This is a genomic window from Hymenobacter sp. (genome assembly GCF_035709525.1).
Lineage (GTDB): Bacteria > Bacteroidota > Bacteroidia > Cytophagales > Hymenobacteraceae > Hymenobacter.
Genome location: NZ_DASTEP010000045.1, coordinates 37,851 through 60,614, shown reverse-complemented (window position 1 = coordinate 60,614; position 22,764 = coordinate 37,851). Strand labels below are relative to the sequence as shown.

Below are 22,764 nucleotides of genomic sequence, written 5' to 3'. Positions count from 1 at the left end.
ACCCCCGCTTTTTGCCTGGTGCGCCTACTTCTTTTTCAAGCAAGCGAAGTCCGGCCTACCTCAACTACTGGTGGCTTGGCAGGCCGCGCAGGCCGCCGCGCTAGTGCTAGTCGAGCAAAATGCGCTTTACTACGCTTTCGCCGCCCGCTTGCACGCGCAGCAGGTACACGCCGGAGGCCAGTTTGCCGCGACTAAAAGTGAGGTGCGTGCCCGCAGTCGGCAGGCTGGCTGCCTGGTGCGCCACCGTCTGGCCCAGGCTGTTGAGCAGCGTGGCCTGCACCTGGCCGGCACCCGCCACGGCTGGCACGGCCACGGTGAAGGTACTGGTAGCCGGATTTGGGTACACGCCCACGCTGGCTGCCAGCAGGCCCGGCGCTACGGCCAGCACGCCGCTCGGCGCGAAGGCCAGCGAGAAGCGGCCCGCCAGATTAGCCGCCCCGCCGAGGCTGAATGAGTAGGTGGGTTGCCGCTGCAAGTTGACGCGCTGGCCGGTGGCGGCATCCACGAGGTACACGGTGGTAGTGGGCAGATTGAGCAGCTGCGGCACCTCGAAGGTGTACGTGCCAGCGGCCGGGGCCACCACACTCAGCGGCACTACGGTGGCGGCATTCAGCAAAGGCAGGCCATTGATGCTGAGCTCGGTGCCCGCCGCTACCGAATACAGCGAGGGCGTGCCGCCGCTGTTGGGAAGCAGCTTTTCGGCATCGTAGCGGGCATCGACGCCGGCGGTAGCACCCTGCTCAAAATACACGTAGGCCTCGGCGGCCTGGGCCGGGGCGGCGGCGCTGCGCAGCGTCAGCTGCACCAGGGGCCGGGTTTCGGCGGTGGGGCGCCGGAAGGCGGTGGCGTCGGCGGTGGTAACGCGGGCGGCGTTGGTGAGCGTGAGGGTAGGCGTGCCCAGCGAGCGCACAAAGAAGCCCTGCGCCACCGGCACGATGGGGCTGCTGCCCACGCCATTCTGGTAGGTGCGGTACACGCCGCCGTAGGCCGAGGTGCTGCTGAACACGTACATCGCCCCGCTCAGGCCGGCCGGAATGGCGACCTTGCTCCAGTCGAGCGGCGAGGGGTAGGGGTTGCCGCGCAGGTGCCAGCCGCCATCAGGGCCGCCGGTGGTGCTCAGCGTCTGGCTGATGGGGCCGTTGTGGAGCGTGCCTTCAAAATCCACGGTTTGCGACGCCGGAATATTGACCGAGTAGCCCCGGGCCGGCTCTATTGGGGCGCTGCCGGTGGGCACTACCCAGCCCTTATCAAAGGCCGACATGCCCGTCGCCGGCGAGGTCAGCACCCGGCTTTCGTCGTAGCCGAATACGTTGGGGAAGGGCGCGACGGTGGTCGGGCTGGCGCTCGTGTTGTAAGCCGTGGTCAGCACGGGCGCGAAGGCCGCGGTGGCCAGGTCGGCGAGGGTCGTGTTGCTGACCGGGGCGGCGTAGTGGTGGTAGCCCGCGCCGGGGTTCAGGCTGGGGTCGATGTAGCGCTGCACGGTGGCCGTGCCGTTTACCACGCCGCCGGTGTTGTCGACCAAAGCCGTGCCGCTGGCATCGCTGAGCAGCGTAAGCGGGTTGCCACCGGTGCGGAGGCTGCCGCCAGCCAGCGCCAGCACGCCGTGAATGCCCAAGCTACCGGCCTGCTGCGCGCCGGCGGGGTTGCCTACCGTCAGGTTCCAGAGCTGGGTGCTGCCGCTGCCGCCGATGGTTTGGGCGGCCGTACCGGCCAGTACCACGGTGCCGCCGGTGGCCATGAGGGTGCCGCCGTTGGCCAGGGTTTCGGTGAGCGTGAGGGTGCCGCCCGTTTGGGTTAGCGTAGCGCCGGGGGCCAGCGTCAGGCTTTTGGCCTCGGCGGCGCTGCCGGCCGGCAGCACGGGGTAGCGCGAGAGGCCAGCCGGCACCAGGGCATCGAGGGTGCTGGTGGGCACGCCGCCCGACCAGTTGGCCGCCGTGTTCCAGTTGGTGGATTGGCTGCCGTTCCAGAGGGTAGCCGTGGCGGCCAGCATGATGTCGGGCGTGGGGGCCGGGGCCATGCCATTGCCCAAAAAGAAGCTGGGGTGCGGCGGTTGGTTGTAGGCCGAGTTTTCGTGGGCCACCGCCACGCGGTACTGCGCATCGTGCATGAGCGTGTACTGGCGCACGGTAGTGAGGGCCGTGGTGGAGTACAGCAGCAAACTCTGGTTGTCGCGGGCGCGCAGCAGGATTTCCTCGCGCCAATCGCCCAAGATGTCGGCCATCAGGCAGGGGTTGGCCTTGGTGCCGTTGTTGGTTTGAGCGTCGCCGTCGGCCACGGTGCTGGGCGTGAGCAGGCGCTGCAAACTGCCATTAGCCGCGCCGCCGGTGGGCGGCACCCACTTTTCGAGGCGCACGGTAGCTACGTCGGTCGTGGCGTTGTAGCCCGCATCGAGCAGCTCGCGGCTCAGGTCGCCATCCCACCACACGGCGAAGTTGGTAGTGGGCTTGGTAGTGCCAATCTGCACGCCCTTGCTGGTGTAGAGGCCGCCCACCGAGCCCCAGCACTCGTAGCCGGGGTGGGCGGGGTCGATGTCGGCGGCCAGGGCGCGGCCCACGTCGGCCCCGCCGCCCGGCACGCCCCACAGGGGCTGGCCGGTGCGGGCGTCGCGCATTTCGAGGCCGTACTGGCCGTACTGCGACGGGGTTTCGTGGCACTGCCACACTTCCTGGCCGGGGCGGGTGGGGTCCATATCGCTCATGTGCAGGGCGTCGCCGTGGCCCAGGCCGTTGCTATACAGGCCGGTGCCGTCGCTTTTGATGGCGCTGGCCCCGTTCACTACTTCGTCGCGGCCGTCGCCGTCCACGTCGCCTACCGTCAGCTGGTGGTTGCCCATGCCCACGTAGCTGCTGTTGCCGGCGTTGTTGCTGTCGAAGTTCCAGCGCTGGGTCAGTTGGCCGCCTTGCCAGTCCCAGGCCACGCGCACCAGCCGGGTGTAGTAGCCGCGGCCCATCACGAGGCTGGGCCGCACCCCGTCGAGGTACGCCACGGTGGCCAGAAAGCGGTCTACCCGGTTGCCGTAGTTGTCGCCCCAGCTGCTCACGGTGCCGCGGGCGGGCAGGTAGTTGGTAGTGGCCATCGCGGCCCCAGTCTGGCCGTTGAAGATGGTCAGAAATTCCGGTCCGCTCAGCACGTAGCCCGCCGAGTTGCGGTAGTCGGCGTTGGCATTGCCGATGACTACCCCGGCCCCGTCGATGGTAGCGTCGGCGGTGCGGCAGGCCACCTCCGCCTTGCCGTCGCTGTCGAGGTCGTACACCATAAACTGCGTGTAGTGCGCCCCCGCCCGGATGTTGCGGCCCAGGTCGATGCGCCACAGCCGGGTGCCGTCGAGCTTGTAGGCGTCGAGGTACACGTTGCCGGTGTAGCCGCTCTGCGAGTTGTCTTTGGCGTTAGAAGGGTCCCACTTGAGAATAATCTCGTACTCGCCGTCGCCATCCACGTCGCCCACGCTGGCATCGTTGGCCGAGTAGGTGTAAGCCACGCCATCGGGGGTAGTGCCCCCGGCGGGCCGCTGAATCGGGATGCGCAAAAACTTGTCGGCCCAGGGGCTGGCGGCGGCCGAGGCGGCCTGCTCCACGCCATTGAGCACCGGGCGCACGGTGTAGGTGGCCGTGCTGGTAGTGGCGTCGGTGAGGTTAGTAGCGCCGGTGAGGGGCGCGGCGTTGAGTTTCGTGGTGCCGCGGTACACGTTGAAAGCCAGGCCGGCCGGGTCGGTGCCCAGCAAGCGCCAGCTTACAAACACCGTGTTAGCATCGGTGCGCATGGCCACGACGCTGCGGCCCAGCTTTTCGACGTAGCGCTGGGCGTGGGCCGGCGTGGCCAGCAGCAGCGGCAGGGCCAGCAGGCCCGGCACGCCGGCCCGGCCGCGCGCGTAGAGGGCGGCGCACACGCGCGCGCCTTTCACCAGAGAGGAGAGCTTCATCAAGATAGGGTGGGAAAAGGGTGAGTAGACGCTGCGAAGTAGCGGCGACTACCCCGGGCCACCAACCTGTACCCTCCTGCCTAACCGCCTGACTATCTCTGGTTAATGGGTAGCTAAACGGAGCGATAGCCGTTGCTCAGGTAGCTTGAATGAGCGCATTAGGCGCGTCTAGCGCTACTCGTGCCACTCGCCGCCCTGCACGGTAGCCAGCACGTTGAAGTCGTTATCAAACAAGCACATGTCGGCCCGCGCGCCGGCGCTGAGCTGGCCTATTTCGCCATCCAGGCCCAGCAGGCGGGCTGGGTAGAGGGTAGCCATGCGCAGGGCTTCCTCCAGGGCAATGCCGGCGTGGCGCACGCAGTTGGCCACGGCCTGCGGCATGGTGAGGGCCGAGCCGGCCAGTGTGCCGTTCTCATTTACAAAGTGGTCGCCCTCGCGGTGAAAGCGGTACGCGCCGTGGTTGCTGCTATCTACCGCATCGGTGATGAGAAAGAGCCGCTCGCCCAGCATTTTCTGGCTGATGCGCAGGGCCGCGTAGTCGCAGTGCACGCCGTCGGCAATGATGCTGGCCACGGCCGTGGGGTGGTCGTACACGGCCCCTACCAGGCCAGGCGCGCGGCTCTCGAAACCCGACATGGCGTTGAACAAGTGCGTGGCCGCCCGGTAGTTGCTATCAAAAGCGGCCGTAGCCTGGGCATACGTAGCCAGCGAGTGGCCCGCCGACAGCACCACGCCGGCCCGCCGCAGCCGCAGCGCCAACTCGGGTGCCACGCACTCGGGGGCCAGCGTCAGGATGCGCAGCACGTCTTGGGTTTCGGCTAGTAGCGCGGCTACCGTTTCAGCAGTAGGAGTTTGAATAAATTCGGCTTGGTGCGCGCCTTTTTTGGCGGGGTTAATGTAGGGGCCTTCAAGGTGCAAGCCCAGCAGGCCGGGCACGGTGGCCTGGGCCGCGCGCACGGCCTGCGCGGCAGCGCTCATCAGCTCGGGCGCGTTGGTGGGCATGGTGGGTATGAAGCTGGTGGTGCCGTGGCGGCGCAGGTGCGCGCCCAGCGTGGCCAGCACCTCCACCGTGGGCTCGGTGGAGAACAGCACGCCCCCGCCGCCATACACCTGCACGTCCACGAAGCCAGGGCTCAGGTGCAGGTCGTGCCCGTCGCGGCGGGGCAGGTCGCGCGGGGCGGCCACGGCGGGCAGCAGCGCCTCGATGCGGTCGCCATCGACTACCACCGCATGGTGGGGCAGGGTAGAAGTGCCCGTGTACACGGTGCAGGGCGAAATGAGGTAGCGCATGGGGTGGTGCTTGGTCGGGTTGGTGCTTAGGGCCTGATTGTCATGCTGAGCGCAGCGCAGCGGAGTTGAAGCATCTCTACCGCTTCGTTGCTGGCGTTAGAAATTAGTCTGCTAAAGAGATGCTTCGACTCCGCTGCGCTGCGCTCAGCATGACGGGCGGAAACCGCCGTATGCCATCAATTACCCGACCACCTCGGCCGCGAGCGCCCCCAAATCCAGCCCGTCAAACGTGCCGCTCGTCATCAGCAGCAGGTTGGTATCGGCCCACTGCTGCGTGTGCAGAAACTTGGCCAGCGCGGCCGAGTCGGTAAACACTTTCAGGTCGGGCCGCTGGAAAGCTTGCTGCACGGCCTCGGGGGCGAGTGGCGGCAAGCGCTTGTGCTCCAGCACGTGGGGGTTGAAATACACCACGGCCACGTCGGGCGCGTCGAAGCAGTGCGCGTACTGCGGCAGAAAATCGGGGTTGAGCGAGCTGAAGGTGTGCAACTCGAGGCAGGCCACCAGCCGCCGCTCGGGAAACTGCTTTTTCAGGGCCGCCGCCGTGGCCTTGAGCTTGCTGGGCGCGTGGGCAAAGTCCTTGTACACCACCGACGTAGCGCCGGCCTGCACCAGCTCCAGCCGCCGCGCCGCGCCCTTGAAGCTCGCGATGGCCTGGTAGAAGTCCTTGCCCTTGATGCCCAGCTGCTTGCACACCTCTTTGGCGGCCGAGATATTGCGCAAATTGTGCTCGCCGAAGACCTGAATGGGTACTTCCTCGTCGCGCTTGGTGATGAGAAAAGTTTGACCATTGCGAATGACGTGCTCGTGCGGGCCGTAACCCACGTAGGTAACGTCGGGGCTGGTGGGCACGGCCACGAGCTGGGTTTGCTCGTCGTCGCGGTCGTAGATGAGGGTGCCGGCCTTGGGCGTTTGGCGGGCAAAAATCTCGAACTGCTGCCGGTAGATTTCCTCGGTCGGAAACACGTTAATGTGGTCCCAGCTGATGCCCGAAATCACCCCGATGTGGTGCTGGTAGAGGTGAAACTTGGGCCGCCTGTCCACCGGCGACGACAGGTATTCGTCGCCCTCGATGATGATAATCGGCGCGTCGTCGGTGAGCTGCACCATGAGGTCGAAGCCCGCTAGCTGTGCGCCCACCGCGTAGTCGAACTGCCGCCCGTGAAACCGCAATACGTGCAGAATCAGCGCGGTAATACTCGTTTTGCCGTGCGAGCCGCCGATAACGACGCGCTGCTTGTCCTTGCTGGCCTCGTAGATGTACTCGGGAAATGAATAGATTTTTAAGCCCAGCTCCTGGGCCCGCGCCAGCTCGGGGTTGTCGGGCCGGGCGTGCATGCCCACGATGACGGCCGCGAGGCCGGCGTGGATTTTTTCGGGAAACCAGCCTTCGGCTTCGGGCAAAATGCCGGCCTTGGCGAGGCGCGCGCGGGCGGGCTCAAAAATCTCGTCGTCGGAGCCCGTGACGTGGGCGCCGCGCTGGTGCAGGGCCAGCGCCAGGTTGTGCATGATGCTGCCGCCAACGGCAATCAGGTGAATACTTTCCAAGGGAAAAAAAGGGCTATTTGCGGGGGGCGAAAGTACGGCCCGCCGCCAACTTGGGCGCGGGGCCGAGCCGTAGAAGGTAACCCCAAAAAACTGCAAAACCCAGCTTTATTTTTCCGGGCTTGGCAGTGAAGTAGTTGCCGGTCAGACTTGCAGGTATCGCCAGGCCAGCGAGCAGCGCAAGCGTTGTAAGCTTTTCCCGAATGGGTTAGCTTTGTTAGTTCCGGCGCTCGCGCCGGGGTGCTGCGCCTGACCCTTAAAATTCAGCCGCAGTGGAATTGAAACCGGCCGCCGCGGGTTACGCGCGGCCGCCGCGCTGTTACTTTCTGATTCGCCTTCCCGCTACTACCTATGTCTGACCGTATGGACGACCGCCTCAAGCAATCCGCGGCCCGCGCCGCCGCCGCCTTCCAGGGCGTGCGCGGCAGCCGCGTGCCCGTGCCCATGTCGCCCACCGGCAAGCTACCCCCGCAGCGCCTCGAAATGGAAGCCGCCGTGCTCGGCGCGCTCATGCTCGAAAAAGACGCGCTTACTACGGTAGTCGATATTCTGAAGCCGGTGAGCTTCTACAAGGATGGCCACCAGCGCATCTACAAGGCCATCAGCAACTTGTTTGACAAGTCGGAGCCCATTGACCAGCTCACGGTAGTGCAGGAACTGCGCGAAATGGGCGAGCTCGAAGCCGCTGGCGGCGTGGGCTACGTGGCCGGCCTGACGATGCACATCAACTCGGCGGCCAACATCGAGGCGCACTCCCGCGTGATTCTGGAGGCGGCCATCAAGCGCGAGCTCATCCGCATGGCTACCGATGTGCTGCGCGACGCCTACGAAGAAACTACGGACGTATTTGAGCTGCTCGACGCAACCGAGAAAAACATCTTCCAGGTGTCGGAAGACAACATGCGCAAGGGTGTGGACTCGATGCAGGATTTGATGGTGAAAGCCATCAAAGAGCTCGAAGAAAAGAAGCACCAGAAGGACGGCCTCACCGGCGTGCCCACCGGCTTCTCGGCGCTCGACCGCGTCACGAGCGGCTGGCAACCATCTGACTTGGTGATTGTTGCGGCTCGGCCAGGTATGGGCAAAACTGCCTTCGTAGTGTCGGCCATGCGCAACGCGGCGGTCGATTTCAAGAAGCCGGTGGCCATTTTCTCGCTGGAAATGTCGTCGTTGCAGCTCGTCAACCGTCTGATTTCGGCCGAGGCGGAACTGGATTCCGAGAAAATCAAGAAGGGCAACCTCGCCGACTACGAGTGGTCGCAGCTCAACCACAAGATTTCGGCGCTCTCGTCGGCTCCGATTTTTATTGATGATACGCCCGCGCTCAGCATCCGTGAGCTGCGGGCCAAGTGCCGGCGCCTCAAGTCGCAGCACGATATTCAGCTTATTATCATCGACTACTTGCAGCTGATGAGCGGCAACGAGGGGGGCAAAAACGGCAACCGTGAACAGGAAATCGCCAGCATCTCGCGGGCGCTCAAGGGCATTGCGAAGGAGCTGAACGTGCCGGTAATTGCCCTGTCGCAGCTCTCGCGCTCGGTAGAAACGCGGGGTGGCGACAAGAAGCCGCAGCTGAGTGACCTTCGTGAATCGGGCTCTATCGAGCAGGACGCCGACATGGTTATCTTTCTCTATCGCCCTGAGTACTATAAGATAACCGAAGACGAAATGGGCAACCCGACTCAGGGCATGGGCGAGGTTATCATTGCCAAGCACCGAAACGGCTCGCTCGAAACGGTGCAGCTCAAGTTTATCGGTCGCTTCACCAAGTTTGCCGACCTCGACGGCTTCGATGGCGGCGGCGACGCGGGCGGCTTTGGCGGGGGCGGCTACACGCCGGGCGCGCTGCCTGGTAGCAGCTTCGACAGCGAAGGGCCGGCTGGCGGCGGCGACGCGGGCGGCTTTGGCCAGCCGCAGACCATCCGGCTGGGCTCGCGCATGAACGAGCCCACTACCTCGTTCCCCAAGAGCAATAGCTTTGGCGAGGAGCCGCCGTTTTAACGGAGCGCTTTCTAACAGCAAACGCCCGCGCAGCCAAGCTGCGCGGGCGTTTGCATTTTGCTGGCAACACGCCTTCCAAGAGGCGGGGGCGGTATTTTTGCCCGCTATGGCTGCCACGTTCATGCTTCCTCTGCTTTGTTTTTTCGCCTTTCTGGCCGGCCTCATCGATGGCATGGTGGGCGGCGGGGGCCTCATTCAGCTACCCGCGCTACTGCTGCTACTGCCCAAGGAAGTGCCGGTGCCCACGGCCCTTGGTACGGGTAAGGTAGCCAGCCTGGCGGGCACGGCTGCTTCGCTTCAGCGCTACCTCAGCGGGGCGGGGGCGGTGCCCATGCGCTGGCGCACGGTGGCCGTGGCGGCGGTGGTGGCGGGCTGCTTCGCGCTGCTGGGGGCGCAGGCCGTAAGTCATTTTGATAAAAACCTAGTGCGCCCGCTGGTGCTGGCGCTGCTGGTGCTCATGGCCGTTTATACCTTCTGGCGCAAGGACTTTGGCAGCCTGCACGCACCGCGCCTGCACGGCCGCCGCGAGCTGCTGACGGGCGTGGCGCTGGGGGCGGCGCTGGGGTTTTACGACGGGTTTTTTGGGCCGGGCACGGGTAGCTTGCTGCTGTTCGCGTTCGTGGGGTTGTTTGGCTACGATTTTCTGTCGGCCTCGGCGTCGGCCAAGGTCGTGAACGTGGCCACCAACGTGGCCGGGCTGGCGTATTTCATCTCGACCGGGCAGGTGCTTTACCGCATCGCGCTGCCCATGGCGGTGTGCAACATGCTGGGCTCGGCGCTGGGGGCGCGGCTGGCCTTGCGGCGGGGCACGGGCTTCGTGCGGGTGCTGTTTCTGGTGGTCGTGAGCGGGTTTATTCTGAAATTGGGCTACGACGCCTGGCAGGCGTGGTAGGGACGTAGGCGTGAGCTTGCGGGCGGCTGCCCGACCAGTAAAAAAACCTTATTCATAGTAAAGAGCCGCCTTTCGTGCTTGGTACGAAAGGCGGCTCTTTACTATGAAGCCCTGATAGCACCCGCTGAAGCTTAGGCGACCGAGGCCACGCGGGGCAGTGGTTTCTTCTTGGTTTTGCGGGTGCGGTTCAGCCACATGATGGTGCCCGTGATGGGAAACGTAACGCCCAGCAGCGTGAATACAAACGCCAGCACCTTGGTCGGCCAGCCGAAAATAGCGCCCGTATGCACGGGCTTAAAGAAGCCGCGAATGCGCTGGCCCACGGGCTTTTCGGCATAGGGCTGCTGGCGCAATACCTGGCCGGTGTGCTGGTCGAGGTAAGTGTCGTTGGTAGCGCGCTCGGTAAGCGCATCGGCGGGTAAAATACCAACCTGGATGCTGCCGGTAGGCTCTTTGGGCAGCTGCACGGTGTAGCTGCGAGCGTTGGCATCCTGGCGGCGGGCCAGGGCCAGCGCGGCATCGGCCCTGAAAGTGGGCGCACCGGGCGCGGCTGCGGCCGAGGTAGGCGGCTCAAGCCGCTGCTGGGGCGAATGGGTGAGGGTATTGATGGTTTGGCCGACCCAATCGAACGACATGCCCACGCCCGTGGCGGCCATGATGAACAAAAACACCGAGGCATAAAAGCCCAGCACGACGTGAAAATCGTGGTTCAGCCGCTTCCAGCTGCTGCCCCACTTGATGCGCAGGCGCTGCGAAAACGCCTGCTTCGCCGCCGGCCACCATAACACAATGCCCGTGCCCAGGATGAAGAGAAAAATGATGGAGTTGATGCCCATGATGAGCTTGCCCACCCGGCCCGCCACCAGCCCCCGGTGTATCTCCTCGATGAAGTGAAAGCCCGATTTGTGCGAGTCGTACTCGCCCAGAATAGCCCCGGTGTAGGGGTTTAGAAACAGGGTAGGGCCGCGCTCGGCTTTGCCCCCTTTGCCGCCTTTGGCGTTGGGGCCGCCCATTGGGGCGCGGCCTTCGGCGCGCGGGGCGCGCTCGCTGCGGCCTTCCCCTTTGGGGCCGCCGGGCCGGCCGCCGGCCAGCATTATCTCGACGGTGCGGGCGGGGTCGGCGTAGACTTTGATGGCGTTGATTTTGGCCTTGGGGCGGGCGGCGCGCACGGTTTCGCTGAGCTGGGCCAGCGAGAGGCGCGGCGTGGCGGCTACCTCCACCGTGTAGCGCCCGGGGTTGAAGGCGTGCGTCAGCTCTTCCTCAAAAACCAGGATGGTGCCGGTGAGACACACTACCACCAGAAACAGCCCCGACACCAGCCCGAGGTACAAGTGAATGCGGCGAAAAAAGAGCTTCATAAGCAAACGTAAATTTCAGCAAAGAACCCACCGGGAAGCCCGGTGGGTCAAGGGTTTGGCGACGAAAAGGCGAAAAGTAGCGGCCGGGCGCGACGCTTTGCCTACCTACAGCCGGAAGCTGAGCGTGGTCGAGTAGTTGCGCGGCGCAATGGGGTTCACGCTGTTGTCGTCGTGCACGTTGTAGCTGAGCTTGCCCAGTAGGTTGGCGGCCTTGGCGCGCAGCGTGAAGCGCTGGTAGCTGTAGCCGATGCTGGCATCGAGCTGGAAGTAGTTGGGCAGGGCGATGAGCTGGAAGGGCTCGGGTTTGGCGGCCGTCCAGGGCTTGCCGGTGCTGGGGTCGAGCAGGCGGTTGTTGCGGCCGGCCAGGCGGTCGCCCACGTAGTAGCCGGTAGTACCCAGCGAGAGGCCGCGCAAAAAGCCACTCGCGGCCAAGGAACTGAAGTTGTAGAACACGCTGGCGTTAGCGGTGTGCGCGGGGGCGTAGCGCAGGCGGCTGCCCTCGGCGTAGAGGTTGCTGCCGGTGTAGGCGGTGTTGTTGTAGCTGTAGCCCGCCAGCACCGACCAGCCCAGGTAGGGCTTGGTTTGCACATCGACCTCCAGGCCCTTGCTGGTAACCTGGCCCGCCATTTCCTGGGCGCTGGGGTAGGTGGGGTTGTAGTTGGGCGCGCCGGGTAGGATGGTCTGCGTCTGGTTGCTGTTCACGATGCGGTACAGCGTTACGTTGGCCGACAGCGCGCCCTTCAGCAGGTCGTTTTTGATGCCTACCTCGTATTGGTCGATGATAGACGGCGGCAGCGCCGCGCCGGTAGCATCGATGCCCGAGTTGGGCGAAAACGAATTGGAATAAGAGGCAAACACCGCCGACGTTTTAATGGGCTGGTACACCACGCCCAGGCGTGGCGAAAAGGCGTTGTCGTAGCGGCGGTTCTCAACGTATTTGCCGGCCGTGCCCGCGCTGCGGCTGGCCACGGTCGAGTAGGTGTACACGTCGCTAGGCGTTTCCTGGTAGCTCCAGCGCAGGCCGGCCAGCACTTTCACTTTCTCGCCGAGGCTTATCAGGTCCTGGGCATAAAAGCCGGCGCGGCGGGTATTATCCTTGGTGATGCTGGCCGAAACGAGGTCGTCGAAGCCATTCAGACGCAGGGCCGGCTGGGTCAGCACGCGGCTGCGGTCGAGCACGTTGATGACGTCGTAGGCCGATACGGCCACGGTAGTGCTGCCGGGCGCGTCGGGGTTGGTGTAGGCCAGGGTATTGCCCTGGTACTGGTCGGCATCAGCCCCCACCAGCAGCGTGTGCCCGATGGCCCCGGTGCGGAACTGCCCGGTGAGGTCAACTTCGGCCAGAAAGTAGTTCTGGCTGGTTTCGGTGCGCTGCAAGGTGCGCGTCCAGTTGCCGTAGGTAGCGCCGGCCGTGCCCACGATGTTGGTGGGGCGGGCCCCGCTTTTCAGCTCGTTATCATAACGCTGAAAGCCGCCGATGGCCCGGATGCTCCACGCGTCGTTGATTCGGCTGGTGAGGGTAGCCGTGGCGCTGGTTTGGTTGGTTGAGTTGAGCGCGCCGGGCACGTTGAGAAAGCGCGTGCGCGAGTCGATAATCTGGTAGTTGATGGCCCCGATGCCGAAGTCGGGCGTGCGGCGGTCGCGCAGGTAGTCGCCTTCCAGCACCAGGCTCGTCTTGGGCGTGAGCTGAAAAAGCAGCGAGGGGTTGACGTACACGCGGTTGCCCCTCACCTCATCGCGGAAGCTGTCGCCGCGCTCGTAGGTGCCATTAAGCCGAAAAGCCACCTTGTCGCTCGCGCCCACCGCGCCGTACACGTCAAAGGTTGGCTTCACGAAGCCGAAGCTGCCCACCCGCAAGCCCACCGAGCCGCCGCGCTCGAAGCGCGGCTTTTTGGTCACGAGGTTGAGCACGCCGCCCGCCGCCACGTTGCCGTAGAGAATGGCCGCGCTGCCCTTCAGCACTTCCAGCCGCTCCAAGGAGCTGGCTTCGGGGAAGATGGCGTTGTTGTAGCGCACCCCGTTTTTAAAGGTATTATTGCTGGTGTAGGCAAAGCCCCGGCTAGCCAGCTCTTCCTGGGTGCCGCCGGTGCTGCCCATCACATACAGGCCGGGCGTGTTCACCACCGCATCGCTGAGGCGCAGCACCTGCTGCTGCTCCAGCACCTGCCGCTCTACCGTGATGGCCGACTGCGGCAAATCGAGCGGGGCCACCGGCATTTTGCCCACGGCGGTGGGGCGCTGGTTCAGGGTTTTGGTGCCGGTCACGCTCACCTCGTCGAGCTGGCGGGTGCCGCGGACCAGCGTCAGGGTAGGGGCGGTCACGGCCTGGCCATTCTGTACCTCTACTGTCACTTCCTGGGTGGCGTAGCCCAGGCCCGATACCGTCAGTACCTGCCAGCCGGCGGGCGCTTCGAGGCGGAAGTTGCCGCTGGCATCGGGCGTGGTGCCGCGCGTGGTGCCCTTCACCAGCACCGACACGTGGTCGGGCGACTGCCCATCGGCCAGCGCCACGCGGCCCACTATGGTACCCGTGCGGCCGTGGTGGCCCCGATGGCCGCTGGGCTGCGGAGTAGTAGTAGTTTGGGCAGAAAGCAGGGCTGGCAGCAGGCTGCCCGAAAGCAGCAGAGGAAGTACAAGTGGGCGCATTCGCTTATTTAGAATCATTCAATACAGCTGCAAAGGTGCAGCGTGTTTAGAAAAATTCCAAATAAATAAAATCGGTTACTGCCTTAAAAGCAGCTGTTTATGATGAAGATTGGATGAAATTTAGGCGAAAGTGTGTACAGTTGATGCCGCCTTTTCGGCAGTGCTTTAGCTCGTGCGCAGCCAATGAACACACTCAATATGAATAGATTTAAACCAAAAGGCCAAGGGCAAGAAACAACCCATCCGGCGCGGTGTTGCTGGCGGTAACTTTCATTCACTTGTCTCTCTCTCAATGAGCACTCCCAATACCCTTGTGCTGACGGCCGCCGACGGTACCCAGCTGCACGCCTACGTGGCCTGGCCGCAGGCCAGCGGCCCCGCGCCCGGCATCATCCTCTTGCAAGAAGCCTTCGGCGTGAACGGCCACATCCGCCGCGTGGCCGACCGCCTGGCCGCCGCCGGCTACGTGGTGGTGGCGCCCGAGCTGTTTCACCGCACCGCCGCGCCGGGCCTCGAAATCCCGTACAGCGAGTTTGCCACCCAGGCCATGCCGCACTACGGCGCCCTCACGCCCGACGGCCTCAACCAGGATTTGCACGCGGCCTACGACTGGCTACAAACCCAGCCCGACGTGCAGCACGACAAAATCGGCAGCATCGGCTTTTGCCTGGGCGGGCAGGTGTCGTTTCGGGCCAATGCCGTGCTGCCGCTGGCAGCGGCCGTGTCATACTACGGCGGCGGCACCCACACCATCACTAGCCTGGCCCCGGACCTGCACGCGCCGCACCTGTTCTTCTGGGGCGGCCTCGACCAGCACATCAGCCAAGAGAACATCAAGCAGGTAACCGACGCCGTGGGCGCGGCCGGCAAGCCCTACCTCAACACCGTCATCTCCTACGCCGACCACGGCTTCCACTGCGACGAGCGCCCCAGCTATAACAAGGACGCCGCCGCCGAAGCCTGGGCGCTCACGCTGGCCTTTTTCAAGCAGAAGCTCGGCGCGTAGCATAGTCTGAGGCTACTGGGCCAACCCGCCAGTGCCGCCAGCTGCCTTCGGGTGCTGGCGGTGCTGGTAGAGGCAGGTGCCTTCATTAAAAGAAACCAGGCTCGAGCTGAAAACAGCCGCATTTTGCACGTTGCCCGCGCAACCTTTCGGCCCCCAAATGCATACAGCCTAGCATGAAACCAACTACCCGCACTTCCTCCTGGCTGTGGGCCGCCGGCTTTGGCCTGGCCGCTCTGGCTACCACCGTTTGGCGCAATCGCCGGGGCTCGTATGAGCTGGCCGGGCGCACCGTGCTCATCACCGGCGGCTCGCGGGGGCTGGGCCTGGTGCTGGCCCGCCGCGCGGTGGCCGAGGGCGCGCGCGTGGCCATTTGTGCCCGCGACGAGCAGGAGCTGGCCCGCGCCCGGCAGGACTTGCTCGACTGCGGCGCCACGGAGCGCGACGTGCTGGCCCTCGGCCGCGACCTCACCAATGCCGACGAGGTACGCTCGCTGGTGGCCGAGGTCGAAAGCCGGTTGGGCAGCATCGATGTGCTCATCAACAACGCGGGCATCATTCTGGGCGGGCCGCTGGAGAATATGGACGCCCGCGACTTCGAAGACTCGATGAACACGCACTTCTGGGCACCTTTCCATGCCATGCAGGCCGTGCTGCCGGGCATGAAGCGGCGCGGTGAGGGGCGCATCGTCAACATCTCGTCGCTGGGCGGCAAGGTGGCCATTCCGCACCTCACGGCCTACAGCGCCAGCAAGTTTGCCTTGGTGGGCTTGTCGGAAGGCTTCCGGGCCGAGCTCAATCAGCACGGCATCTACGTCACCACCGTGTGCCCCGGCCTGCTGCGCACCGGCAGCACTGGCCACGCCGAAGTAAAGGGCCAGCACAAAAAAGAGTACGCCTGGTTTAGCATCGCCGATGCCATGCCGGGTTTCACGATGAGCGCCGAGCAAGCCGCCCGCAGCATCTGGAACGCCACCCGCCGCGGCGACGGCGAGCTCATTTTGTCGCTACCGGCCAAGCTGCTCGCAGCCTTCCACGGCCTGCTACCCGGCACCACCGTCGACGTGCTGGCTTGGGTCAACCGCGCCCTGCCCGCCACCGGCGAAAGCGACGCCGCCAACGAGCGCCGCTCGGGCTACGAAAGCGAAACGCCCCTGACGCGCTCCTTCCTCACTACCCTCAACCAGCAGGAAGCCCGCCGGAACAACGAATAAGAACGTGAGGAGGTAAGAAGGTGAAGATGTGAGAATGTGAAAAATGTGCAGATGTGACAATGGTGCTTAAGCCCTTGACACATCTGCACATTTTCCACATTCTCAAATTTTTAACCTACTCTTCACCACCCCGGCCGCCGAGGCTGGGCGGGGGCGTGCCCTGGTAGCCGCGCACGGTCGGAATGCCGAGCTTTTCCTCCCGCTTTTGCTGGTAGCGGCTGAACTGCGCGGGCGTCAGCACGTCCTTTAGCTGTTCGAGGCGGGCCAGGCCAATGTCCTCAATGGCCCCGCGCAGCTTGGCGGCGGGCTCGCCGGCAAAGCGCTGGCGGGCCGCCTCTACCTTGCGTACCGACTTGGTATTGATGTCGCGCACTTTCTCGGTTTGGGCGGGCGTGAGGCCCAGTGCCTGCGTCATGCTGGCGGTGAGGGCGGCTACCCGTTCCTCCGAGCTGACGGGGGCGGCGGGCCGGGACGCCGGGGCCGCTACGGGTGGCTTTTTGGCTGGGGGCGTTACTTGGGCCGCCGCCAGGCCAGCACTCAGAAACAAGGATAGGGAGAAGGCGAAAAAAGGCTTGCGAAGCATGTCTACTATAAAAAATGAGCGTGCAATGATAGAACGTGCAAAGGCGATAATAAAATGCCCCTGAAGCGTTCGATACCCCTAGCCACTATAATGCCGAAAACCAGCGGGCACAAAAAAGCCGCTGACGAGCAGCGGCTTTTTGAGAATTATAGCAAATGACTAGCCTTGTATAGCAAGCGCTCGTTGTAGCTACGGCTTTAGGGTAACGGTGCCACCGGTGAGGCTGCCACTGGCGTTGTTGGTTAGGGTTAGGGTTACGGTGTAAGTGCCGGGGGTGGTAATCATTAGGTCACCTCCGGAGGTAGAGAGTGCTACGCCTGCGGGGTAGCTGTAGGTGGCAGTAGCGGCACCCAAGCTAGTGCTCCAGGCTTTATTAGCTCGAAGCTTGAAGGCACCGGCGGTGAACGTGGTGCGCAACGTGAACGTCTGCGTATAGCAGTCATAGGTTAGCATCCGGTCGGGCTGAGTGGCCGGCAGGGGGTTGCCAGGCCAGCCATCCACCGCCGTCCCCACAATGCCCCAATCGCCATTGGTGTTGGCGATGCACAGCGGCACCGGCGTGCCGGTGAGGGTAACGACCGGCGAAATGGCAGGGGCCACGGCCGCGCTCACTGAGGCCACTACCCGCACATCCACCTGCGAGGCGCTGTTGAAGGGATAGCCCAGCGAAGAAAAAATATTGACGAGTTGCGCCGTAGTCACCGGCGTGGCTCCAGCCACCGTGCCGCCGGGCAAGGTAATCGGGCTGGCAAAATTGCCCCCTTTCTTATCGAACTGCAAGGTATAGGTAGCGGCCGGCGAATAGCCAAAGTCCGCCGCCGAATAAGTCAGCGTCACGGCGGCCGCGTCTTTGTTGGCTGTGGTTAGGGCCAGGTCGGGCGTCGTGGTGGAGGCCTTCAGCGTGGGGGCCGCGCCGGGCGTCAGCACCGCGCGGGTTTCCTCTTTATTGCAGGCCGAGGTGAGACCGAGCAGGACTAGCGCGCACAAGCCAAGCCCCTGGGTAAGCCAATTTTTCATAATAAGGATGCCTAAAAAGTAGGGTGGGAAATACTGAAATCAGCTTCCGGCCCCGCAGGGCCAGAAGCTGATAAAGAGGTTAGTAGCCGGGGTTTTGCGTCAGGTTCGGGTTCACGCTCAGGTCGCTGGTCGGGATGGGCAGCAGCGCGCGGTAGGCCGGCACGGTAGTGCCCGCCATCACCCCGCCCTTCCAGGGCCAGGTGTAGGACGTGGCCGACACCGAACTGCCCACGAAGCGGTCGAAACGGATGAGGTCGCTGCGGCGCGTGCCTTCCCAGTGCAGTTCACGGGCGCGCTCGTTCAGAATGAAATAAGGGTCGCTGGTCATGGTGGCCAGCGTCACGTCGCCGGCCGCCGAGCCTTGGTAGGCGCGGCGGCGCACCAGGTTCATGTAGGTAACGGCCAGGGTCTGGTCGCCACCGCCGTTGAGGGCGGCCTCAGCGTACATCAGGTAGGCGTCGGCCAGGCGGAACATAGGGAAGTCGGTGTCCACGAAGGTGGGATCGGAGCCGGCCACGCCCGTCGAAGTCAGGTTGCGGTACTTAATCGGCACGTAGCCGTACTTGAAGTCCGTCTGTGAAGTGATGTCCAGCGTCTGGCCGGCGGTCTGGAACTTGCCGCGCGAGTCGGCCACCGTGTCCGGAAACAGGTCGTAGAGGCGGTGCGTGGTGCGGATGCCGCCCCAGCCACCCCCGATGCCGTAGCGCGAAGGCTTCCAGTTGGCATCGGCCGTGCCCGATACTGCGGCGTGGGTCAGGAAGGTAGTGCCCCCGTAGGTCTGGGTCAGCTTGCCATCGTACACAATCGGGAAAATGATTTCCGGCTTGCCGGTGCTGCTGGTCGCGTTACGGTTGTTATCGGCCCGAAACAGGTTGGTGTAGCGGGTAGCCAAGCCGTAGGCGTTCGAGTCGATTACCTTTTTGCTGTACGTGGCGCAGTCGGCGTAGCGAGCCGCGCCGGTGTAGGTTTTGGCATTGAGGTAGAGGCGGGCCAGCAGCATCCAAGCGGCACCCTGGTCGGCGCGGCCGTACTGATTTTGGCCGGGGGCCACCAGCGTGGTCTCGATGGCTTTCAGCTCGGTTTCGATGTAGGCAAACAAGTCGGCCCGCGCAATGCGGCGGGGCGGCGTGGTGCCCCCAATCTGGTCGGCCTCGGTTGGGAAAGGCACGTTGCCGTACAAGTCCAGCGCGTGGTAATAAGCCAGCGCCCGCAAAAAGCGCACCTCCGAGCGGAAGGCCTGCACCTGCTGCGTTTCGGTGGCGCTCAGGCCCCGGCTCGCAATTTTGGCGTCGGTAGCCTCGGCCAGAAAGCCGTTGCAGAGGGTTATCTCGTACAGGATGCGGCTATACAGGCCTTGGATAAACACACCGTTCGAGGTCCAGTTCATGTTGTGCCAGTCCTGCACGCCGGGGTCGCTCCAGGCAATTACCGCCTCGTCGGTGGTCAGCTCCTGCGCGCTCCACAGCTGGCGGATGTAGTCAGACGTGCCCTGGTCGATGCCCAATACGTCGCCCGAGGTGGCGTCGGGGCCGTTGGGGCCGGTTACGGCAAAGCCGCTGTACACCTTGGCCGCCACGGCCTGGTAGCCCGCGAAGTTTTTATAAACGGCGTCGGTAGTCAGGTCGTAGGTCGGCGTGCGGTCCAGGTCTTTGGTGCACGAAGGGGCAACAGCCAGGATGGCGGTAGAAAACCCGGCCAGCGCGGCGCTTTTGCGAAGAATACGATTCATAGAACGGTGGGAATTAAAGAGTCAGATTCAAGCCCAGCGTGTAGGTGCGCGGCCGGGGATACACGTTGTTGTCGATGCCGTTCGGAATCTCGGGGTCGAGGCCCGTGTACTTGGTGATTACGAACACGTTCTGAACAGCGCCGGTAATGCGCAGGTTCGCCTTGGACTTGAATACTTTGCCCAGGTTGTAGCCAATCGTGGCGTTGTCCATGCGCAGGAACGAAGCGTTCTGGATGTAGTAGTCGGAGGCGTACTTGTTCTGCGAGTTCAGGGCAAAGTTGGTGTACAGCGCGTCCTGCGCCACGTTGCCCAGGAAGTTGGTCGAGCCGTTGATGCCCTGGTAGGTGCCGTAGTTCGAGTTGATGTTGTTGTACACGTAGTTGTCGAAGTTGCCGCGCATCGAGAACGAAGCAAACACGTGCTTGTAGTTCAGGTTCGAGCTAAAGCCGAGCAGGAACTTGGGCGCGGCTTGCTGGTACTGGTAGCGGTCGTTGTCGTTGATGATGCCGTCGCCGTTGCGGTCCACGTACACGTCGTCGAGCGGCTTGCCATCGGTGCCATACACTTGCTGGTACACGTAGTACGAGGTAGCCTGATTACCCACCTGGTAGTTGAAGAGCTGCGTGCCCGTGCCGCCCGATACCGTGCCGCCGTTGTTGTTGCGGATGCCCGAAAAGCCTTCTACCTGCGGCCCGAGCGAGGTGATGCGGTTCACGTTGTAGGTGCCGTTCAGGTTCACCGTCCAGTCGAAGCCTTCCTGCTTGATGAGCGAAGCGGCGATGTTCACCTCAATACCCTTGTTCTCGAGCGTGCCCACGTTTGATACCAGCTGGTTGGTGTAGTTGGTGCCCAGCGCAATCGGAATCACGGCCAGCAAGTCCTTGGTTTTGCGGTAGTATGCATCTACCGACGCCGTGAGGCGGCCATCAAGGAAGCCAAAGTCCAGGCCAGCGTTGTAGGTCGTCGTCTGCTCCCACTTCAGGTTGCTGTTGAAGCCCAGCGGCGAGTAGGGCTGAATCGGCGTATTGCCAAATAGGTACTGCGCGTTCAGCACGTTGAGGGCGTAGCGCTGGATGTAGGGGTAGTCGCCGGCCGCGCCCGCGATGTCCTGCTGGCCCGTGATGCCGTAGCCCAAACGCAGTTTCAGGTCCGACAGCACTTTGGTGTCTTTCAGGAACGCCTCGTCCTTGATGCGCCACGCGAATGAGGCGGCCGGGAACAAGGCGTTGCGGTTGCTGTACGGAAAGCGCGACGACGCATCATTACGCAGCGTGCCGGTGAAAATGTAACGGTCAAACAGCGTGAGGTTGGCACGGCCGTAGTACGACAAGATGGTGTACTGCGTGCGGAACGGGTTGATGTTGGCGCGGCGGTACGTCACGGTGTCGGGCGATACGCCCAGGTAAGTGGCGTAGGCCGGCTCTACCCGCACGAAGTCCTGGTACGAGTAGCCCGCCAGCAATTCGAGGCGGCTGTTGGTGCCAAACTGCTTGGTGTAGTTCAAGTACAGCTCCAGCAGCTTGTTGTCGCGCTGCTGCGCATACTTGCTCGACGTGCCCCCGCGGAGGTTGGCCGTCAGCGGGTTGCTATAAAAAGGGGTATTGGTGTAAGTGCCGGCCGAGTTGGGGTCAACCGAGTTCATCCCATTAGCCCGCGTGATGTCGTAGCCAATGTTCACGTTGGCGTGCAGGTCGGGCAAAAAGTGCAGCTTGTAGTCGAGCTGCAGGTTGCCGATGCTGCGCTTCACCGAGCTGCGGTCGCGGCGCAGGTTCAGCAAAGCCACCGGGTTGCGGGGCACGTTGAGCTGGGGCGGGCCGCCAGCGCTTTGCAGGTATTCGAAGTAGCCGCCGTAGGCCGAGTTGCCGCTGAGTACCGGCTGGGTGGGGTCGAAGGCCGCCGCCGCGCCGATAGCGCCGTTGTCGGCAAAGTTGTTGTCAATCCACGAGCCCTTCACGTTCATGTTGATACGCAGGTGGTTGTCGAATAGCACCGGATTCAGGCTCAGCGCGCCCGTGTTCCGAATCAGGCGGTTGGTAATCAGAATGCCCTGCTGCTGCAGGTTGCCGATAGAAGCGCGGAAGGGCAGCTTGCCCACGGCCCCGGCCAGGCTCACGTTGTTGTCAAACGACCAGGCCGAGCGGAAAATCTCGTCCTGCCAGTTGGTGTTGGCCGAGCCCAGCAGGTTGGCCTTGCCGGGGGCCACGCGCTGCACGGCCGCCCGAAACTCGTCGGCCGATAGCACCGGCACCGCGTTGTAGCGGCGGGCCACCGAAGTGTTCTGCGACACGTTCACCGTCAGCGCCTCGCCAATCACGCCGCGCTTGGTGGTGATGAGAATAACGCCGTTGGAAGCGCGCGAACCGTAGATGGCGGTAGCCGAGGCGTCCTTCAGCACCGTGAAGGTTTCGATGTCGTTGGGGTTAATCAAGCTCAGCGGGTTCGATACGCCGCTGGCGTTCGAGTTGTCCACCGGCACGCCGTCGATGACGATGAGCGGGTCGTTGCTGGCGTTCAGCGACGAACCCCCGCGAATGCGGATGGTAGTGCCCGCGCCGGGCGCGCCGCCCGCGGTCGAAATCTGCACGCCGGCTACCTTGCCCTGCACCAACTGCTCGGGGTTGGTAATCTGGCCCTGCACAAACTCCTTCGATGTTACGGTGGTCAGCGCGCCGGTTACGTCCTGCTTGCGCACCGTGCCGTAGCCCACTACCACGGCCTCGCCCAGGGCCGTCGCATTTTCAGCCAGCTGCTGCGTGGCTACCGAGGTGGTTTTGCCAGCAGCCACTGTAACGGGCTGGCGTACCGTAGTATAGCCCACAAACGAGATGACGACCGTTTGCGGCCCGGCCGGCACGTTGCTGATGTTGTAATTGCCCTCAAGGTCAGTCGAGCCGCCGAGCGTCGTGCCTTCAATCACGACTGTTACGCCCGGAATGCCTTCGTTTTTCGTGTCCGTAATGCGGCCGGCTACCGTGCCGCCGGTGGCCTGTGCCCAGGCGGTGCCCCAGGAGGCGGCCAGGCCGAGTAATAGAAAAAGCAGAAACCGGAGTTTCGGCAGGTAGGGTTGCTTCATAAACAACTAGGTTGGGTGGGGAAAAAAGTGGAAAACAAAAGCGGGGTAGAATGGCCGCGACCAGCAGCCAGAACGAATAACGTCTTTGGGGAAATCAACCCTTGCGGCCGTGGAAACAGCGAAGCCGACGCAGGGTTTGCGTGGCCGCAGCACAGGACCGGAATCGATTTCGCAAAATTACGTGGTAAGCCGGGTAATTATTCGGTAACGCGCTAAAGTGTTGTAAATAATATTCTCCTTGAGGTGCCCACGGTAGCGCTTAGGCAGTCTGGCCAACTCGGTTTCGCAGGCTGGGCTGGGAGGCGAAAGCAGGCACCAGTAGGCTGTTTTGTGCGTGAATCCGCAGCCTGTAAGGTTGGCCGAAGACATGAAAAAATAGTACGCCAGCAAGTTGCATCCTGCCGCAGTGCCCAGGAGCAGAACGGGGGCCGGGTAGCCCCGCCGCCAAGCTGCGAGCTTAACTAGCAGGAGAATAAGCCAAAGACGCGGATAGTTGC

The 22,764-nt window shown here is 63.6% G+C and carries 13 protein-coding genes; 4 read left to right on the top strand and 9 right to left on the bottom strand.

Going from position 1 to position 22,764, the window contains the following annotated elements; translation table 11 throughout:
* Positions 1-106: 106 nt before the first annotated feature.
* The 3 genes from VFO93_RS04125 to VFO93_RS04115 all read right to left on the bottom strand — a co-directional run bounded on the left by VFO93_RS04125 (position 107) and on the right by VFO93_RS04115 (position 6,754).
* Positions 107-3,919 (bottom strand): T9SS type A sorting domain-containing protein, encoded by a 3,813-nt coding sequence (locus tag VFO93_RS04125; RefSeq protein WP_325133052.1) that lies wholly within the window; start codon positions 3,917-3,919, stop codon positions 107-109.
* 174 nt (positions 3,920-4,093) lie between these two features.
* Positions 4,094-5,209 carry an N-acetylglucosamine-6-phosphate deacetylase gene (nagA, locus tag VFO93_RS04120; protein ID WP_325133051.1) on the bottom strand — a complete coding sequence of 372 codons (1,116 nt, stop codon included), beginning with the start codon at positions 5,207-5,209 and terminating at the stop codon, positions 4,094-4,096.
* A 180-nt stretch (positions 5,210-5,389) separates the two neighbouring features.
* On the bottom strand, positions 5,390-6,754 hold the full coding sequence (locus VFO93_RS04115) for a UDP-N-acetylmuramate--L-alanine ligase (RefSeq protein WP_325133050.1): 1,365 nt from the start codon (positions 6,752-6,754) through the stop codon (positions 5,390-5,392).
* 441 nt (positions 6,755-7,195) lie between these two features.
* On the opposite strand from VFO93_RS04115, the gene dnaB reads away from it, so the two are divergent.
* Complete coding sequence (dnaB, locus tag VFO93_RS04110; RefSeq protein WP_325133054.1) at positions 7,196-8,752, top strand: replicative DNA helicase; 1,557 nt, start codon at positions 7,196-7,198, stop codon at positions 8,750-8,752.
* Positions 8,753-8,873: 121 nt separating this feature from the next.
* Entirely contained in the window at positions 8,874-9,644 is a 771-nt protein-coding gene (locus VFO93_RS04105) for a sulfite exporter TauE/SafE family protein (RefSeq protein WP_325133049.1), read from the top strand.
* Between the two features lie 131 nt (positions 9,645-9,775).
* Here the strand turns inward: VFO93_RS04105 and VFO93_RS04100 are convergent, their stop codons facing one another.
* Complete coding sequence (locus tag VFO93_RS04100) at positions 9,776-11,002, bottom strand: PepSY-associated TM helix domain-containing protein (protein ID WP_325133048.1); 1,227 nt, start codon at positions 11,000-11,002, stop codon at positions 9,776-9,778.
* Positions 11,003-11,107: 105 nt separating this feature from the next.
* Positions 11,108-13,648, bottom strand: a complete 2,541-nt coding sequence (locus VFO93_RS04095; RefSeq protein ID WP_325133047.1) for a TonB-dependent receptor — start codon at positions 13,646-13,648, stop codon at positions 11,108-11,110.
* Between the two features lie 292 nt (positions 13,649-13,940).
* Between VFO93_RS04095 and VFO93_RS04090 the strand changes: the two genes are divergently transcribed.
* Both VFO93_RS04090 and VFO93_RS04085 read left to right on the top strand, forming a co-directional pair.
* Entirely contained in the window at positions 13,941-14,654 is a 714-nt protein-coding gene (locus VFO93_RS04090) for a dienelactone hydrolase family protein (RefSeq protein WP_325133046.1), read from the top strand.
* Between the two features lie 173 nt (positions 14,655-14,827).
* Positions 14,828-15,865: an SDR family oxidoreductase gene (locus VFO93_RS04085; RefSeq protein ID WP_325133045.1), complete on the top strand. Its 1,038-nt coding sequence runs from the start codon at positions 14,828-14,830 to the stop codon at positions 15,863-15,865.
* Positions 15,866-15,980: 115 nt separating this feature from the next.
* Here VFO93_RS04085 and VFO93_RS04080 read toward each other — a convergent pair whose 3' ends face one another.
* The 4 genes from VFO93_RS04080 to VFO93_RS04065 form a co-directional block, all read right to left on the bottom strand.
* Positions 15,981-16,448, bottom strand: a complete 468-nt coding sequence (locus VFO93_RS04080; RefSeq protein WP_325133044.1) for a hypothetical protein — start codon at positions 16,446-16,448, stop codon at positions 15,981-15,983.
* A gap of 189 nt (positions 16,449-16,637) precedes the next feature.
* Entirely contained in the window at positions 16,638-17,465 is an 828-nt protein-coding gene (locus VFO93_RS04075) for a SusE domain-containing protein (protein WP_325133043.1), read from the bottom strand.
* A 79-nt stretch (positions 17,466-17,544) separates the two neighbouring features.
* Positions 17,545-19,194 (bottom strand): RagB/SusD family nutrient uptake outer membrane protein, encoded by a 1,650-nt coding sequence (locus tag VFO93_RS04070; RefSeq protein WP_325133042.1) that lies wholly within the window; start codon positions 19,192-19,194, stop codon positions 17,545-17,547.
* A gap of 13 nt (positions 19,195-19,207) precedes the next feature.
* A complete protein-coding gene (locus VFO93_RS04065; protein ID WP_325133041.1) occupies positions 19,208-22,267 on the bottom strand; it encodes a SusC/RagA family TonB-linked outer membrane protein in 3,060 nt (1,019 codons plus the stop codon).
* Positions 22,268-22,764: the final 497 nt, after the last annotated feature.

Coding starts and splice junctions, on each gene's coding strand:
- nagA (WP_325133051.1), bottom strand. CDS start 5,209: ATGCGCTACCTCATTTCGCCCTGCACCGTGTACACGGGCACTTCTACC.
- dnaB (WP_325133054.1), top strand. CDS start 7,196: ATGTCGCCCACCGGCAAGCTACCCCCGCAGCGCCTCGAAATGGAAGCC.
- VFO93_RS04065 (WP_325133041.1), bottom strand. CDS start 22,267: ATGAAGCAACCCTACCTGCCGAAACTCCGGTTTCTGCTTTTTCTATTA.
- VFO93_RS04075 (WP_325133043.1), bottom strand. CDS start 17,465: ATGAAAAATTGGCTTACCCAGGGGCTTGGCTTGTGCGCGCTAGTCCTG.
- VFO93_RS04100 (WP_325133048.1), bottom strand. CDS start 11,002: ATGAAGCTCTTTTTTCGCCGCATTCACTTGTACCTCGGGCTGGTGTCG.
- VFO93_RS04125 (WP_325133052.1), bottom strand. CDS start 3,919: ATGAAGCTCTCCTCTCTGGTGAAAGGCGCGCGCGTGTGCGCCGCCCTC.
- VFO93_RS04085 (WP_325133045.1), top strand. CDS start 14,828: ATGAAACCAACTACCCGCACTTCCTCCTGGCTGTGGGCCGCCGGCTTT.
- VFO93_RS04070 (WP_325133042.1), bottom strand. CDS start 19,194: ATGAATCGTATTCTTCGCAAAAGCGCCGCGCTGGCCGGGTTTTCTACC.
- VFO93_RS04105 (WP_325133049.1), top strand. CDS start 8,874: ATGCTTCCTCTGCTTTGTTTTTTCGCCTTTCTGGCCGGCCTCATCGAT.
- VFO93_RS04090 (WP_325133046.1), top strand. CDS start 13,941: ATGAGCACTCCCAATACCCTTGTGCTGACGGCCGCCGACGGTACCCAG.
- VFO93_RS04095 (WP_325133047.1), bottom strand. CDS start 13,648: ATGCGCCCACTTGTACTTCCTCTGCTGCTTTCGGGCAGCCTGCTGCCA.
- VFO93_RS04080 (WP_325133044.1), bottom strand. CDS start 16,448: ATGCTTCGCAAGCCTTTTTTCGCCTTCTCCCTATCCTTGTTTCTGAGT.